A 15,528-nucleotide genomic window follows, 5' to 3' on the forward strand; every position below is an offset into this window, starting at 1 on the left:
GACCAAGCATGTCAGGATTCTCGTGATTATTCATCGTATTGCCGCACTTGCGATCATTCTCGCCGCATCGCCTGCCTTCGCTGATAATGGCGAAGCGGATGGCAAGCCAGCCACTGCAACTGCCAAGACCGACAAGAAAGTCTGCCGGGCGATTGCCGCGACGGGTTCTCACATGCGCAAACGCATCTGCCATACCCAGTCCGAATGGGCCGAGTTTGACAAGGCGGTTGGCAACGCAGCCGAACAGACGCTCGATCGCCGCCGCGCGCAGACGTCCGGCGGGGTCAACGATTTCAACTGATCAGCTGCTCGGCGGTCGCATCACGATCCGGGCCTTTTGCCCGGTCCCGGATCGCCTCTGCCGCATCGAGCATGCGATCCCAGAAATCGACCGCCAGTCCCACCGGAATGCCGAGCTTGAACGCCTTTTTGCGAACGAGCGACAGCGTGTCCCGACGATGCTGGTCATTAAACAGCGGTGAACTTGGCTGATACGGCGTCATGGCCAACCTTTGGGTCAGCAGGCTCAGGATATGCTCATCGATCGCGGCCAACCCATCGGCACCGTCGCCGGGAGGCAGGTTCAGATCGAGACGAGGCGGCCACTGGTCCATCAATCCTTGTATCACCCGGATTCGCCCGCGCTGTCTATGAGGGCTGCCCTTGACATCGACCTGAATCTCTGTTCTTGGCCGCGCTTCGCAATTGGCCTCGCACTCCCGGTGAAGCGGTGGCCGCATTCTGTATTTGGCACGCCAGATCGACAGAATGGTGCGGTTCCGGGACTCGAAGCATCGACACATCGTCGAAGCGTTGGCAAATTGAATGGTAGTGCATGTCCAAGCGTAAATCGTCCAAGTACAAAATCGATCGTCGTCTCGGCGAAAACATCTGGGGCCGCCCCAAGTCGTCGGTGAACCGTCGTTCGTACGGTCCCGGCCAGCACGGCCAGCGCCGCAAGAGCAAGGTGTCGGACTTCGGCATCCAGCTGCGCGCCAAGCAGAAGCTGCGCGGCTACTACGGCGACGTGACCGAAAAGCAGTTCAAGCGCACCTATCAGGAAGCGTCGAAGATGAAGGGCGATACCGGTCAGAATCTGATCGGCCTGCTCGAACAGCGCCTCGACATGGTCGTGTACCGTGCCAAGTTCGCGCCGACGATCTTCTCGGCTCGTCAGGTCGTCTCGCACGGCCACATCTACGTCAACGGCGTGAAGTGCAACATCGCCTCGCGTCGCGTTCGCCCCGGCGATGTGATCAGCCTCGGCAAGAAGGCCAAGGAAATGGCCCTGATCGCCGAAGCGCAGACCCTGCCCGAGCGTGACGTGCCCGACTACGTTTCGACCGATGCCGACAAGGCCACCTTCACCCGCGTTCCGACGCTGGACGAAGTGCCTTATCCGGTGAAGATGGAGCCGAATCTGGTCGTCGAGTTCTACTCGCGCTAAGCTTTCGAATCATCGTGAACAAACGCAAAAAGGCGGGGCGCAAGCTCCGCCTTTTTCGTGCCCGCAGCTTGGGCGTATTTTTTTGTAATCTAAGGCAAAATCGGGCCTTCGAGAGGGAACAAGCGGGCATTGCGACCATTGCACCGACATGTCGCTCTATCGCTTCGTCACACCCCACCGCACCGGTAAATGGTACTCGGATCTGCTCACTGCGCAACGTCAGGCGTTCGCCATCGGCGCGGGCTTTCTCGATCAGCGTACCGGCATGTTCTACAAATATCCCGAGACGCGGCTGGAGGTCGACGGAGACTCACAGAACGACGAGTTCGACACCGCCGCCTGATTCATTCACCGCCGCACCTCCGGTACCGCTTGCCTCAGGGTGCCGTTCCGCCACCAAGATTACGCGACAGGAAAGCAGCACTTTCCGACAGCATTCGTGTGCGCGCTGCGGTATTGTCGAGATAGTGGTCGAGCCCCTTGAACTCGACATACTCGACAGACTTGCCCGCGGCTTTGAGCCGGTCGGCCATCAGGCGCGATTCAGCCGCGGCTACGTTCTGATCGACATCGCCATGGAACAACAGGACCGGCGACTTGAACAGGTTCGCCCGGCGTGCCGGTGATCCCTCAGCAATGTACGGTCCCTGGCCAACAAATGCCTGGACCATATTAGCCATGCTGGTCTCGTTGAACTCGTTGCGATATTCATCGAGATCCGTAACCGGCGCGATGGCCACGACGGCCTTGAACAGATCCGGGTCGAGCACCTGCGATTGCAGCGCCGCATAGCCGCCGTAGGACCAGCCGACGATGCCGAGCTTGCCGGATGCTGCAATGCCCTCACGCACGAGCCAGCGCCCCGCGTCGTTAACATCGCCGACAGCAAGCTTCCACGAGCGGAAGCCATTCTTCTGGAACCACGCCGAGCCATAGCCGGCTGAACCACGGAAGTTCGGCTGGAGCACGGCATAGCCCTTGCTCGCATAGTACTGCGACAACCAGTCGAACCCCCACTCGTCTCGCGCCGATGGTCCACCATGTGGCATGACGATGGCAGGCAGGTTCTTGCCGTCGCTTCCCGGAGGCAGCGTCAGGTATCCCGGTATCATCGTGCCATCGGCCGCTGGAAACGTAATCGGCTTGACCGTACTCAGCTTCAGGCCTGCCAATTCCGGGCGAACGGGAGCGATTTCCGACAGGCGCTTGGTCGCCTTGTCGAACAGGTAGAACACGCCCGGATTCGTATCGCTGCTGACGAACAGCACCAGCTTGCCCTCGTCCGATGTCGCATCGACGAACGAGATCTGCGATCCCTTCGGCAGAGCCTGGCCCAGCGAAACAGCCAACTTACGCAATTCAGGGTCGAAGAACTCCACCATGCGCTTTTCGGTCGCGTAGCTCGCCCCCACGACCCGCTCCTGACGACCGATCCGGACCAGACCGTCCACATCGACATCATTACGCGCAAGTACCAGCTCGGGCGCATCGTCGCGTGCAAGGCTGCGCCGATAAAGCGCCTTGAAGCCGTTATGGTCGGCAAAGCCGTAGACCGCGTCGATGTCGCTATCGACGGCCTGCGGGACAAAGCCGCGCGACGTCTGGGAATCAAACTCCACGGTGCTGAGCGGGAGCCAATCGCGCGATCCGGCCTTGCGGTACTGGTAGGTGTTGCGCCCTGCCAGCTGCCCGCTTTCCTCGACGCGCGTGATCCCCATGACACGGACATTGCCCTTGCCGTCACTGATGTACTCGGTTGCGGTCCGCTTTGGCGGCTCGATTTCCTTGAACTTGCCGCTCAGCGTGTCGATCGAGATGACGCTTGTGCCGGGGCGGTTACGCGACGTGTATGATCCGGTCGTGAACTCTTCCGCCGTCACCTTGCTGACCAGAATCGCGTTGCCGCCATCCGGTGAAACCAGGTCGATCAGCGATCCGCCGGAACGGACCTCGTAGAACGAGTTCGACCTTGCACCCGGTGTCAGGACTTTCATGTTGGTGCCGGTGCTATCCACCGCGAGCAGGCGGCTGAACACGTCCAGATACCGGCCCCGGCGCTGTGTGTAGGTCGCGTTGCAGACGATCCGCGTATCGGTAGCAAAGCCGCAAGAGCGCAACCGGTCGCTTTGGCCGTTCGATCCAGGTATGGCGACGGTGTTCCCACCATCCAGCGCAACCACCAGGATCGCCTCACCGCCCTGGGGCCGGGGCGCAAGCACCGCCACGCGCTTGCCATCGGGAGAGATCGAGACGTTGACGATCGACTCTATCGCACCGAACTTGGCTGCAAGCGGATCGACCGCCTGTGCCATCGCCGGCAACGAACAAAGCGCCGTCGCTGCCACAAGTAGAAGTCTCGACGTCGGAATCATGTTTGCCTCCCGCTATGGGAGCGCAACCTAGCTTTCGCGGCTTTCGCGACAAGCCCGTTTTACAATCATTTCAGTGGTTAAAGTAATCACGGCGAAAACCGGAAGCGAAGTCGGTAAACTTTCCGTCGGCAATCGCCGCGCGCATTCCGGCCATCAGCTGCTGGTAGAACCACAGGTTGTGCTCGGTCAGGAGCATCGCGCCGAGCATCTCGCCGGATTTGTGCAGGTGATTGAGATAGGCCCGGCTGTATTTCGTGCAGACAGGGCACGGGCAACGCTCGTCCAACGGCCCGGTGTCTTCGGCATGACGCGCGTTGCGCAGGTTCAGCGGGCCGTTCCACGTGAACGCCTGCCCGTTGCGACCCGACCGCGTCGGCAACACGCAGTCGAACATGTCGACCCCGCGCTCGACCGCTCCCACCAGATCGTCGGGCTTGCCAACGCCCATCAGGTAACGCGGACGATCAGCGGGCAACTGTCCCGGCGCAAAGTCCAGTGTGGCGAACATCGCCTCCTGCCCCTCACCCACCGCAAGCCCGCCGATCGCATAGCCATCGAACCCGATGTCGGCCAGGGCATCGGCGCTGGCCTTGCGCAGGCCTTCGTCCAGCGCGCCCTGCTGGATACCGAACAGCGCCGACCGCGCGGCATGGTCGCCGCCTGCATCGAACGCATCGCGGCTGCGCCTGGCCCAGCGCATCGACATCTCCATCGATTTCTCGATCGCATCGCGCGGCTGGTCGGCGCGCGGGCATTCGTCGAAGCACATTACGATATCCGAGCCCAGCAACCGCTGGATTTCCATCGACCGTTCAGGGCTGAGCATATGCCGCGATCCGTCGAGATGGCTGGCGAAGGTCACCCCTTCCTCGGTGATCTTGCGCAAGTCCGACAGGCTCATCACCTGATAGCCCCCACTGTCGGTCAGGATCGGGCGGTCCCAGCCCATGAACTTGTGCAAGCCCCCTAGCCGCGCCACGCGTTCCGCGCCGGGCCGCAGCATCAGGTGATAGGTATTGCCCAGAATGATGTCAGCGCCTGCAGCGCGAACGTCCTCGACTTTCATCGCCTTTACCGTTGCAGCGGTGCCCACCGGCATGAACGCAGGCGTACGGATTTCCCCTCGCTCCATCCGGATCGTGCCGGTGCGGGCCTTGCCGTCGGTTGCGTGAATATCGAAGGCGAAGCGGGTCATTGCATCTGCTCGGCAAAAAGAGTTTGCGGCCCTTAGGCGCATTCGCCAAGGCGCGCAAATGCTTGACCCGGTGCAACTCGATCTGTGGCTTTACCCGGCGCTCACCTTGGTGGCGGCACTGACCGGGGTGGTAGATGCGATCGCGGGCGGCGGCGGGTTGCTGATGATGCCGATACTGTTGACGACCGGCCTGCCCCCGCACGTCGTGCTCGGTACCAACAAGATTCAGTCGAGCTTTGGCACTGGCATGGCAGCTTGGCGCTATCATCGCGCAGGCCTGTTCAGCTTCCGCCAGAGCGCGCCGACTGCCATCGTCGTTTTCATGGGCGCTCTGGCGGGGTCCCTCACGATCCAGCAGATCAGCGCCGACGCTCTGAAACTGGTCGTGCCGGTCCTGTTGATCGGCGTTGCGCTCTACACCATCTTTTCCCCCAGCATGAGCGACGCCGAACGCCATGGGCACCTCGGCGAACGTGGTTATATGCCGGTGGGGGCAAGTATCGGATTTTACGATGGGTTCTTCGGGCCTGGTGCAGGCCAATTCTTTGCGACAACCCTTGTCGCCCTGCGCGGCCTCGGCCTGACCCGCGCCACGGGACTCACCAAATTCATCAATGTCAGCAGCAACATCGCCAGCGTCATCGTGTTCACTATCGGCGGGCAGGCTATGTGGGTGTTAGGCTTGTGCATGGGCGCGGGCGCCATGACCGGCGCGTGGATAGGCTCACACTATGCCACGCGTTTCGGAGCGCGACTTATCCGCCCGCTTCTCGTGACTTGCAGCATCGGCCTGACCGCGCGCCTGATCTGGGGCTGGTTCGCTGGCTAAGGCAGCAACAGGCTGGAATCGCCATAACTGTAGAAGCGATACCCGTTCGCTATCGCGTGCCCATAAGCTGCCTGCATCCGCTCAAGCCCCATCAGCGCGCTGACCAGCATGAACAGCGTCGATTTGGGCAGGTGGAAATTGGTCATCAGCCCGTCGATCGCGCGGAACTTGTAGCCGGGCGTAATGAAGATCGCGGTGTCGCCTTCGAACGGGCGAATGACGCCGTCTGCACCCGTCGCGCTTTCAAGCAAGCGCAAGCTGGTCGTACCGACCGCGATCACCCGGTTGCCGCCAGCCCGCACCGCATTCAGGCGATCGGCGGTCTCGGCATCGATACGCCCCCATTCGGCGTGCATTGCATGATCGGTCGTGTCGTCCGCCTTGACCGGCAAAAACGTACCCGCGCCGACATGCAACGTCAGCGTCTCGGACTTCACTCCGCGTCCAGCCAGCGCCTCGATCAATTCTGGCGTGAAGTGCAGCGCGGCTGTCGGGGCGGCCACCGCACCATCCTTGGACGCGAACATCGTCTGGTAATCTGTGCGGTCCTGCTCATCGGTCGGACGCTTGCCCGCGATGTACGGCGGCAGCGGCATCCGCCCCGCGCGTTCCAGAAGCACTTCGACCGGCTCGTCCCCGGGAAACATCAGCGTCCAGCTTCCGTCGGCATGCCTTGTCTCGGCGATCCCGGTCACGCCCGCGCCAAATTCGATCACGTTGCCTTCACCCAATCGCTTGGCATTGCGCACGAACGCCTGCCAGCGGCGCAAATCCACGCGCTTGTGCAGGGTCGCCCCGATCCGCGCCTCGCCCCTTGTACCCTCGAGCTGTGCCGGGATTACCCGCGTATCGTTGAAAACCAGCACATCGCCGGGCTCAAGCAGCGACGGCAAGTCGCGCACGCTCAAATCCCGAAACACACCCTCACGCCCCACGCCCAGCAAGCGCGCAGAATCGCGCGGCTTTGCCGGACGCAAAGCGATGTGTTCAGGTGGCAGCTCGAAATCAAACAGGTCAACGCGCATCGGCGCGCCCTAGCCGCAATCTCGGATCAGTTCGACTGCGAATTGCTCAGCATGTCGGCCGTGATCTTTGGCGCATCCGTCGTCGCCGATGGTGCAGGCGGAGCCTTGTTATCCGAAGCAATCGAGGCCTGGGCAACCTTGGTCGGGTTCGCAGGCGGCTCGCCCCGGACAATCGCATCGACATAGTCCATGCCTGCGATCACGCGACCGAAGTTGGTGTATTTGTGGTCGAGCGCAAAGCGCGGATAGAACACGATGAAGAACTGGCTGTTGGCCGTGTTCGGCTCATTCGTGCGCGCCATCGACACCGAACCGCGTACGTGCGGGATCGCGTTGAATTCAGCGGTCAGGTCTGGCAGCGTCGAGCCGCTCTGCCCGGTCCCGGTCGGATCGCCGGTCTGCGCCATGAAACCATCGATCACGCGGTGAAAGATTACCCCGTTGTAAAATCCCTGCCGCGCCAGCGTCTTGATCCGCTCGACATGGTTGGGCGCCCATTCCGGCATCAACCGGATCAGCACGCGTCCGCCGTTCGACAGATCCAGCACCAGGATGTTCTCGCGGTCAACGGTCGGATCTGCATTTACCGCGTAAGTCAAAGGTTTGGCTTCAACTGCCGGTGCGGCTGCCTTGTCTTGCGCCAATGCGGGTGAAGCGATCAGAGCTGCGCCAAGCGCGAAAGCGGTAAGAATGCGCGAAACCATGGGACAGTCGAACTCCGAATAAACCTGCAGCGCGGATAGGCGTCTCGCGCTGTCGCTGCAATGAACGATTACGATCCGGTTCAGTAGTCGCCCAGTCGGCCCATTTTCTCGACCCGCGCGACGATCTCGTCGCGGACTGTCGGGGTCACGAAGTCGGAAACGTCACCGCCGAACAGCGCGATTTCCTTGACCAGCTTCGACGCGATCGGCTGCAGGCAGACGTCCGCCATCAGGAACACGGTTTCGATCTCGGCATCGAGTTGCTGATTCATGCCCGCCATCTGGTATTCGTACTCGAAATCCGCGACCGCGCGCAGGCCGCGGACGATCACGCTGGCTCCCTGCGCCCGCGCGAACTTCATCAGCAGCGCGTTGAAACCCACGACCTCGACGTTGGCGATGCCCTGCAGATCGATTTCCCGCAGCACGCTGGCCATGCGTTCTTCAGTCGTGAACATAGGGTTCTTCGAAGGATTCGTCGTCACTCCGATGATCAGCCGATCAACCAGCTTCGCGCCGCGCCGGATGATATCCAGGTGTCCCAGAGTGATCGGGTCGAATGTCCCGGGATAAACCCCCACACGGTCTGCCATCAGTGGTCCCTCTCGACAATAAAGCGCGCCAGTTCGCGCAGCAGATCCGCCTCGGGACCATAGCTGGCCAGCAATTCGATCGCCTGCTCCACCAGTCGTCGCGCCTGTTCGCGCGCGCGCTCTGGGCCGAGCAGCGAAAGAAAGGTCTGCTTGCCCTGATCGGCGTCCTTGCGCAGCGCCTTTCCAGCCTCGGCCTCGTCACCTTCAAGATCGAGCAGATCATCCGCAATCTGGAAAGCCAGCCCGATGTCGCGGGCATAGCCGCGCAAGTGCGAGCGTCCCTCGATCGGCGCGTGCCCCAGGATCGCGCCCATCTCTACCGCCGCGCCCAGCAGGGCGCCGGTCTTGAGCTGCTGCAACCGGGTGACCGTAGGCAGGTCGAAGCTCGACGTTTCGGCGACGATGTCCATCATCTGCCCGCCGCACATGCCGTTCATCCCGCTCGATGTCGCCAGCGTGCGGATCAGTTCGATGCGCACGAACGGATCGCCGCTGGTGGCGGGATCGGACAGTAGCTCGAACGCAAAGTCATGCAACGCATCGCCTGCCAGCACGGCCGCTGCCTCGTCGAACGCCACATGCAAGGTCGGCTTGCCATGGCGCAACGCGTCATTGTCCATGCACGGCAGATCATCGTGGATCAGCGAATAGACGTGAACTGCCTCGATCGCGGTTCCGACGCGTACCGCCGCTTCGCGCGATACGCCGAACAGCGCGGCTGTCGCGCAGACGAGCAACGGCCTGATCCGCTTGCCCCCCCCGATCGTGGCATAGCGCATCGCCTCGACCAGCCGGTCGCGCGGATCGCCCGGGATCGGCAGCAGCAGATCGAAGCTGTGATCGATATCCTCGGCAATCGCCTTGAGCGCGGGCTTGAGCAGGCCGGGGGTTACGGTCATCTGGTGAACGCTCAACCCGAAGTTTCGTCGAATGGACGCAAGGCTTGCGGCTTGCCGTCACGATCCGCGACAATCGCCTCGATCCGCGCCTGCGCCGCGTCGAGCCGCGCCTGGCAATGCGCGCGCAACTTGTCGCCCTTGGCGTAGAGCTCGATCGATTCATCGAGCGGCGCTTCACCACTTTCCAACCGCCTCACGACGGATTCCAGTTCCTTGAGCGCCTCTTCGAAGCTGAGGTTCGCATTGTCCGGTATGGTTCCCATCGGGGCAGCATTGACGGCGCACAGGTGTCGGGTCAAGCTTCGATGACAAGATGCCCGCGGAGGTCGTGAAACGCCATGCAGTACCTCATCGCCTATGTCGCAGCCGCCGTCGTTTTCGGTGCACTCGACGCGGTGTGGCTCGGCTGGGCGGGGACCCGGCTCTACCGCCCCGCGCTCGGCAGCCTGCTCGCGCCCGCCTTCCGCACCGGCCCGGCGCTGGTGTTCTACGTGCTCTACATCGCCGGAATGGTGTGGTTCGCGGTTCGCCCTGGTCTTGCCAGCGGCCTCGGCGCCGCCGCGCTCAACGGCGCGCTGCTGGGCGCGATGTGCTACATGACCTATGATCTGACCAGCCAGGCCGTGCTGGCACGCTGGCCGGTCCATCTGACGATCATCGACGTCGTCTGGGGCACGTTCGCCACCGCCGTCGCTGCCACCGCGGCCACATGGATCGCCATCAGATTCGCAGGTTAGCACTAGCCTCTTTCGCCGCCCCTCGCTAAGGCGCGGCGCATGTCTCAGATCACCGCAGATGTCGTCGCCGCCCACGGGCTGTCCGAGGAAGAATACGCCCGCGTCCTGAACGCGCTCGGGCGTGAGCCGAACCTCGTCGAGCTCGGCATCTTCTCGGTGATGTGGTCCGAGCATTGCTCCTACAAGTCGAGCCGCATCCATCTGAAAAAGCTGCCCACGGAGGCGCCCTGGGTGATCTGCGGTCCGGGCGAAAATGCGGGCGTGATCGACATCGGCGACAACCAGGCCGCCATCTTCAAGATGGAGAGCCACAACCACCCCTCGTACATCGAGCCCTACCAGGGCGCGGCGACCGGCGTCGGCGGAATTCTGCGCGATGTGTTCACGATGGGCGCGCGTCCCGTCGCCAACATGAACGCGCTGCGCTTCGGCCGTCCCGATCACCCCAAGATGAAGCACCTCGTGCAGGGCGTCGTCGCGGGCATCGGCGGCTACGGAAACTGCGTCGGCGTACCGACGGTGGGTGGTGAGACCAACTTCCACCCCGCCTATGACGGCAACATCCTGGTCAACGCGATGACCGTGGGCGTCGCCGAACAGGACAAGATCTTCTATTCCGCCGCCACCGGCCTCGGCAATCCGATCGTCTACGTCGGCTCCAAGACCGGACGCGACGGCATCCACGGCGCGACGATGGCCAGCGCCGATTTCGGCGAGGATTCCGAAGCCAAGCGCCCCACCGTGCAAGTCGGCGATCCGTTCACCGAAAAGCTGCTGATCGAAGCGTGCCTCGAACTGATGGCGACCGACGCCATCGTTGCTATTCAGGACATGGGCGCGGCTGGCCTGACCTCATCCTCGGTCGAAATGGCGACCAACGGCCGCGCCGGCATCATCCTCAACATGGACATGGTGCCCTGCCGCGAAGAGGGCATGACCCCTTACGAAATGATGCTTTCGGAAAGCCAGGAGCGCATGCTCATGGTGCTGAAGCCCGGCAAGGAAGCCATGGCCGAGGCGATCTTCAAGAAGTGGGAACTCGACTTCGCGGTCATCGGCGAAGTCACCGACACCGGTCACATGGTCCTGACCTTTCAGGGCGAAACCGTGTGCGACATTCCGCTCGGCCCGCTGGCTGAAGACGCCCCGCTCTATGACCGCCCTGCCCTCAGCCTTGCCGACTACAAGACATGGGCGAACGTCGCGCCGCTCGGCGACGTACCCGAAAGCACTGATATCGGCGCGGACCTGAGCAAACTGATCGGCTGCCCGGATCTCGCCAACCGCCGCTGGATCTTCGAACAGTACGATTCGCAGGTTGGCGCGGACACGCTGCAGAAGTCGGGCGGCGACGCTGCCGTCGTGCGTATCCACGGCACGCAAAAGGCGCTCGCGATGAGCACCGACTGCACGCCGCGCTATTGCTACGCTGACCCCTACGAAGGCGGCAAGCAGGCCGTGGCCGAGACCTATCGCAACATCTGCGCGGTCGGCGCGCGCCCGCTCGCAATCACCAACTGCCTCAACTTCGCCAACCCGCAGCGCCCAGAGATCATGGCACAGATCGTCCAGGCCCTTGAGGGCATGGGCGACGCCTGCCGCGCGCTCGACTACCCGATCGTGTCGGGCAACGTTTCGCTTTACAATGAGAGCAAGGCGACCGGCGGCGGCTCGGCCATCCTGCCCACCCCCGCCATCGGCGGCGTCGGCCTGATGCTCGACCACACGATCATGGCGACGATCGCGTTCAAGAACGAGGGCGACGCGATCTGGCTGGTCGGCGGCGAAGGCACGCACCTTGGCCAGTCGCTCTACTTGCGCGAAATTGCTGGTCGCGAGGCGGGTGACGCCCCCAAGGTCGATCTGGCCCTCGAACGCAAGAATGGCGAGCAGGTCCGCGAATGGATCTCCGCGGGCAAGCTGACGGCCGTTCACGACATTTCCGATGGCGGCCTGCTCGTCGCGCTGACGGAAATGGCGCTGGCCAGCAACAAGGGCTGTGCCCTCGACATCCCTCTCGATACCGCCATGGCATTCGGCGAGGACCAGTCGCGCTATATCGTGACCACCGCGCCGAACGATACGCTGGAAGGCGCAACCCGCATCGGCAGCGTCGGGGGCACCGAGGTCGCAGGCGTCGATGTCATCACCCTGCGTGAAGCCAACGAGGCGTTTTTCCGCGAGTGGATGGAAGCATGACCCACGGGTCCATCCGCGTCGGCATCGGCGGGTGGACGTACGAGCCCTGGCGCGGCCTGTTCTATCCTGAAGGTCTGCCGCAAAAGCGTGAACTCGAATACGCCGCCAGCAAGCTCACCTGCATCGAAATCAACGCGACTTACTACGGCCGCCAGAAGCGCCAGAGCTTCGCCAACTGGGCGGCAGCCGCGCCCGATGGATTCATCTTCAGCCTCAAGGCTTCACGCTACACCACCCAGCGCAAGGTGCTGGCCGACGGTGCGGACTCGGTCACCAAGTTCCTCGAACAAGGCTTCACCGAGCTCGGCGACAAGCTCGGCCCGGTCCTCTGGCAGTTCCGCGACGGCAAGAAATTCGACCGCGACGACTTTGCCCGGTTCCTGGATCTGATCCCCGACAAGCAGGATGGTGCGCCCCTGCGCCACGCCATCGAAGTGCGCGACGAAACCTTCCGCGACACCGCGTTCCTCGACCTCTGCCGCGCCCGCAACTTCGCGGTCGTGTTCGCCGACAGCGCCGAGTTTCCGCAAATCGACGAACAGACCGCCGACTTCACCTACGCCCGCCTGCAGCGGTCCAGCGACAAGCCAAAGACAGGCTACGCCAAGCCCGCCATCGCCGACTGGGCCAAGCGCGCGCACGATTGGTCACGCGGCAACCGCGACGTCTTCATGTTGTTCATATCAGGCGCGAAGCACCGCAACCCGGCAGCCGCGCAGGCGCTGATCGAGACGCTATAATCAGGCCGCCAGCTTGGCGTTCTTGCCCAGCAGATCGTACGGATCGACGCCGATCGCGCGCCAGATTGCATGCGCCTGATGATAGTGCACCGCAGGCGTGATGTTCAGCCGACGCCGGACCTCCTCAAGCGGCAAGGGCAGCAGTTCGGTGATCGACTGCTCGCACAGGCGCGGGCACGCCTTGCCCAGCCTCTGCCCTTCGCGCACCGCACGCAGCACCGGCGCAGACCGCCGCGTCTGCTTGTTGATGTTCAGCCCCGCCAGATAACCGATGAACAGGTTAGCATAGCTCGGCTGCTGGCTGTAGGTAAACGCTAGGACACAAGCCTCGCCCAGCGCATCGCGGCCGTATCCGGTCAGCACATGCAGCATGTCGTGCACGTCGCGCAGACGGTTGAGGTACCAGCGGAACTGGTCGTCGAATTTCTCATGGTGGCGCGCGAACTTGTCGAACTCGTCGACCAGCCCCTGCGCCGTCAGCCCCTCGCGCTCCATGAAGTCGCAATAGGCATGCGCCAGCGATCCCTCTGGCATAAGGCGAAGCGCAGCGTGATCATCGAGGATCGCCGGTAGATAAGGCTCTTTCGCACGAATCGCCTGCCCACGTACTGAACGCAGGAACCGCTCCCCTGCCGGACGCAGGTTCCGCCACGGCAGCGATTCGAAGATGTGAAACACCTCTTCAGTATTTTCCTTGTCCTTCAGCAGGTTCTGGAAATGATGCCAGGCCTTGGCGGGACGCAGGCGTAATACCGGGCGGCGCTCGTCATAGATGGGCAGGTCGGCTTGCATCGCACCAGTCATCGCATTCACGCGTCCACTCTCCGCTGGTCTTGCACCGTAATACTAACAGGTGTGTAAATAGAACGTCAATCCAGCACCCAGTCCTTGCGCGCAATACCCAGCAACGACAGGATCGAAGTCAGATCCCCCCGATCGATCCAGCCGTCCGCCGCTGCGCGCGCCTTCGGCTTGGCACGGTAGGCAATACCGTAGCTCGCGGCTTCGATCATCGGGATGTCGTTCGCGCCATCGCCCGTCGCAAGGCTCAGTGCCCCATCGCCGATCCGCGCGGCTTCATCGAGCAGCACCTGCTTCTTGACCGAACTGTCGACGATCCCGCCGACCAAGCCGCCGGTCAGCACGCCCTCATGCAGGCCCAAGCGGTTGCCAACGACGCGGTCGAAACCGAGCAACTCCGCCACTGGATCGGCAAACGAATGGAACCCGCCGGTCACCAACACCGTCTGGCACCCGCGCGATTTCAGAGTCGAGACCAGCGTCCGCGCACCCGCCATCGGCTGGATGCGCTCATCCAGGCACTGCTGGATCGCCGCTTCGGGCAGATCCTTCAGCAGTCCCACCCGCTCACGCAGCGCAGATTCGAAATCAAGTTCGCCCTGCATCGCGCGTTCGGTAATCGCTGCGATCCTGTCCTTCAGCCCCGCAAAATCGGCCAGTTCGTCGATGCATTCCTGCCCGATCATCGTCGAATCCATGTCGGACACGAACAAGTTCGGCACCTCGATCAACCCTGCGCTGAGCAGGAGATCGGACTCCGGGAAACACTGGTCAAGGATTGCGCGGATGCCTGCCGGATCGCCGTGCAGCACTTCGAGCTCAAGCACGTCGTCGCAGAAGTCCAGCATCCCTGCGCCCGCCACTTCCCAGTCGCGCGCTTCGATCATCTCCATCGCCAGCGCAAGATTGTCACCAAGCGTCTCCGGGTCTGCTATCAGCCGCGCGATGATCAACGGAAATTCCTTCGAGAGCGAAAACGTGAGTCCTTCGGCCCAGCGGCCAAGGCTCGCGCTAATCGCAGGGCCGACGGCCAGCGGCAAGAGCGATCTGGCGGTGAAACTCGCGCAACACGTAATCGCACAGGGTCAACAAGCGGTCATCATCAACGCCGACAGCGCTCAAGTCTACGCCGATCTGCGCGTGCTCAGCGCCCGCCCCTCCGACGAGGAAATGCACGGCGTTCCCCACCTTCTGTTCGGCGCTTGGGACGGCGCACAGGCCTGCTCGGCGGCCGACTGGGCGGCAGCAGCAAAGCGCGATATCGCCGCCGCCCATGCTCGCGGCGCTCTACCGATCCTCGTCGGCGGCACCGGCCTCTATATACGCACGCTGCTCGACGGGATCGCCCCCGTGCCCGAAATCGACCCGGACATTCGCGCCGCAGTTCGCGCCATGCCGCTCGACCGCGCTTATGCCGCCCTGCAAACCGAAGACCCGGCGCGCGCCGCCCTCCTCGCCCCGGCCGACGCGCAGCGCATCACGCGCGCGCTCGAAGTCGTGCGCTCGACCGCACACCCGCTCAGCCACTGGCAGCAGCGCTTGAGCGGCGGGATCGCAGCCAGCGTCGATCTTGCTCCGTTGATCCTCCTGCCCGATCGCGCATGGCTCTATCGGCGCTGCGACTTGCGCTTTGAAACCATGTGGCACGGTGGCGCGCTCGCCGAGGTGGAAACGTTGCTCGCCCGCAACCTGCCGGCAGACGCGCCGGTCATGCGCGCGATCGGCGTACCCGAGATCGCCAAATACCTGCGCGGAGACCTTTCTTCAGCCGATGCCATCGCGGCAGGCCAGCAGGCCACCCGCCGCTACGCCAAACGCCAATACACCTGGAGCAACAACCAGAGCCCGAGTGGATGGCCACGCTTGACGTACGAAAATTCCATAGAACTAGATCACGTCGTTAGTTTATTGCGCAGTTAGCCGTTGACATGGTGTTTTATGTCAAGTAGCAGGCTATCGATTGCCTGACAGGTGCCCTGCATCTGTT

Annotated in this window: 18 protein-coding genes; 8 read left to right on the top strand and 10 right to left on the bottom strand. The window is 62.9% G+C overall.

Annotated features, from left to right (window positions below; all coding sequences use genetic code 11):
- The first annotated feature begins 22 nt into the window (after positions 1 to 22).
- Positions 23 to 301 carry a hypothetical protein gene (locus tag GGQ88_RS08480; protein WP_183612718.1) on the top strand — a complete coding sequence of 93 codons (279 nt, stop codon included), beginning with the start codon at positions 23 to 25 and terminating at the stop codon, positions 299 to 301.
- Here GGQ88_RS08480 and GGQ88_RS08485 read toward each other — a convergent pair.
- The gene (locus GGQ88_RS08485) at positions 294 to 614 is read right to left on the bottom strand and encodes a hypothetical protein (protein ID WP_183612719.1); all 321 of its coding nucleotides are present in this window, start codon (positions 612 to 614) and stop codon (positions 294 to 296) included. The genes GGQ88_RS08480 and GGQ88_RS08485 overlap by 8 nt on opposite strands.
- 221 nt (positions 615 to 835) lie before the next feature.
- On the opposite strand from GGQ88_RS08485, the gene rpsD reads away from it, so the two are divergent.
- Both rpsD and GGQ88_RS08495 read left to right on the top strand, forming a co-directional pair.
- Positions 836 to 1,447: a 30S ribosomal protein S4 gene (gene rpsD, locus GGQ88_RS08490; protein WP_183612720.1), complete on the top strand. Its 612-nt coding sequence runs from the start codon at positions 836 to 838 to the stop codon at positions 1,445 to 1,447.
- Positions 1,448 to 1,595: 148 nt separating this feature from the next.
- Positions 1,596 to 1,790, top strand: coding sequence for a hypothetical protein (locus tag GGQ88_RS08495; RefSeq protein WP_183612721.1), 195 nt, complete (start codon positions 1,596 to 1,598; stop codon positions 1,788 to 1,790).
- Positions 1,791 to 1,824: 34 nt separating this feature from the next.
- Here GGQ88_RS08495 and GGQ88_RS08500 read toward each other — a convergent pair whose 3' ends face one another.
- Positions 1,825 to 3,759: a S9 family peptidase gene (locus tag GGQ88_RS08500; RefSeq protein ID WP_246385666.1), complete on the bottom strand. Its 1,935-nt coding sequence runs from the start codon at positions 3,757 to 3,759 to the stop codon at positions 1,825 to 1,827.
- A 130-nt stretch (positions 3,760 to 3,889) separates the two neighbouring features.
- Positions 3,890 to 5,014: a tRNA guanosine(34) transglycosylase Tgt gene (gene tgt, locus GGQ88_RS08505; RefSeq protein WP_183612723.1), complete on the bottom strand. Its 1,125-nt coding sequence runs from the start codon at positions 5,012 to 5,014 to the stop codon at positions 3,890 to 3,892.
- A gap of 58 nt (positions 5,015 to 5,072) precedes the next feature.
- Here tgt and GGQ88_RS08510 point away from each other — a divergent pair, with 58 nt between their 5' ends.
- Positions 5,073 to 5,843 (top strand): TSUP family transporter, encoded by a 771-nt coding sequence (locus GGQ88_RS08510; RefSeq protein WP_183612724.1) that lies wholly within the window; start codon positions 5,073 to 5,075, stop codon positions 5,841 to 5,843.
- Here the strand turns inward: GGQ88_RS08510 and queA are convergent.
- From queA to GGQ88_RS08535, 5 genes are all read right to left on the bottom strand, one after another.
- Complete coding sequence (queA, locus tag GGQ88_RS08515; protein WP_183612725.1) at positions 5,840 to 6,868, bottom strand: tRNA preQ1(34) S-adenosylmethionine ribosyltransferase-isomerase QueA; 1,029 nt, start codon at positions 6,866 to 6,868, stop codon at positions 5,840 to 5,842. The two genes, GGQ88_RS08510 and queA, sit on opposite strands and share 4 nt — an antisense overlap.
- Before the next feature lie 26 nt (positions 6,869 to 6,894).
- Positions 6,895 to 7,572, bottom strand: coding sequence for a peptidylprolyl isomerase (locus GGQ88_RS08520; protein WP_183612726.1), 678 nt, complete (start codon positions 7,570 to 7,572; stop codon positions 6,895 to 6,897).
- A gap of 80 nt (positions 7,573 to 7,652) precedes the next feature.
- Positions 7,653 to 8,165, bottom strand: a complete 513-nt coding sequence (coaD, locus tag GGQ88_RS08525) for a pantetheine-phosphate adenylyltransferase (protein WP_183612727.1) — start codon at positions 8,163 to 8,165, stop codon at positions 7,653 to 7,655.
- Positions 8,165 to 9,064, bottom strand: a complete 900-nt coding sequence (locus GGQ88_RS08530; protein ID WP_183612728.1) for a polyprenyl synthetase family protein — start codon at positions 9,062 to 9,064, stop codon at positions 8,165 to 8,167. Before GGQ88_RS08530 ends, coaD begins: the two co-directional genes overlap by 1 nt.
- Positions 9,065 to 9,075: 11 nt before the next feature.
- A complete protein-coding gene (locus GGQ88_RS08535; RefSeq protein WP_183612729.1) occupies positions 9,076 to 9,327 on the bottom strand; it encodes an exodeoxyribonuclease VII small subunit in 252 nt (83 codons plus the stop codon).
- Between the two features lie 75 nt (positions 9,328 to 9,402).
- Between GGQ88_RS08535 and GGQ88_RS08540 the strand changes: the two genes are divergently transcribed.
- From GGQ88_RS08540 to GGQ88_RS08550, 3 genes are read left to right on the top strand one after another with little or no spacing between them, the layout of a single operon-like run.
- A complete protein-coding gene (locus GGQ88_RS08540) occupies positions 9,403 to 9,801 on the top strand; it encodes a DUF2177 family protein (protein WP_183612730.1) in 399 nt (132 codons plus the stop codon).
- A gap of 39 nt (positions 9,802 to 9,840) precedes the next feature.
- Positions 9,841 to 12,000 (top strand): phosphoribosylformylglycinamidine synthase subunit PurL, encoded by a 2,160-nt coding sequence (gene purL / locus GGQ88_RS08545; RefSeq protein ID WP_183612731.1) that lies wholly within the window; start codon positions 9,841 to 9,843, stop codon positions 11,998 to 12,000.
- Positions 11,997 to 12,740: a DUF72 domain-containing protein gene (locus GGQ88_RS08550; RefSeq protein ID WP_183612732.1), complete on the top strand. Its 744-nt coding sequence runs from the start codon at positions 11,997 to 11,999 to the stop codon at positions 12,738 to 12,740. The genes purL and GGQ88_RS08550 overlap by 4 nt, the downstream gene beginning before the upstream one ends.
- Here the strand turns inward: GGQ88_RS08550 and GGQ88_RS08555 are convergent, their stop codons facing one another.
- Both GGQ88_RS08555 and serB read right to left on the bottom strand, forming a co-directional pair.
- Positions 12,741 to 13,544: a Coq4 family protein gene (locus tag GGQ88_RS08555; protein ID WP_183612913.1), complete on the bottom strand. Its 804-nt coding sequence runs from the start codon at positions 13,542 to 13,544 to the stop codon at positions 12,741 to 12,743.
- A 65-nt stretch (positions 13,545 to 13,609) separates the two neighbouring features.
- Complete coding sequence (gene serB, locus GGQ88_RS08560) at positions 13,610 to 14,494, bottom strand: phosphoserine phosphatase SerB (RefSeq protein WP_183612733.1); 885 nt, start codon at positions 14,492 to 14,494, stop codon at positions 13,610 to 13,612.
- Here serB and miaA point away from each other — a divergent pair.
- Positions 14,487 to 15,461, top strand: a complete 975-nt coding sequence (gene miaA / locus GGQ88_RS08565) for a tRNA (adenosine(37)-N6)-dimethylallyltransferase MiaA (RefSeq protein ID WP_183612734.1) — start codon at positions 14,487 to 14,489, stop codon at positions 15,459 to 15,461. The genes serB and miaA overlap by 8 nt on opposite strands.
- The last annotated feature ends 67 nt before the right edge of the window (positions 15,462 to 15,528 follow it).

Source organism: Novosphingobium hassiacum, assembly GCF_014196055.1.
GTDB lineage: Bacteria > Pseudomonadota > Alphaproteobacteria > Sphingomonadales > Sphingomonadaceae > Novosphingobium > Novosphingobium hassiacum.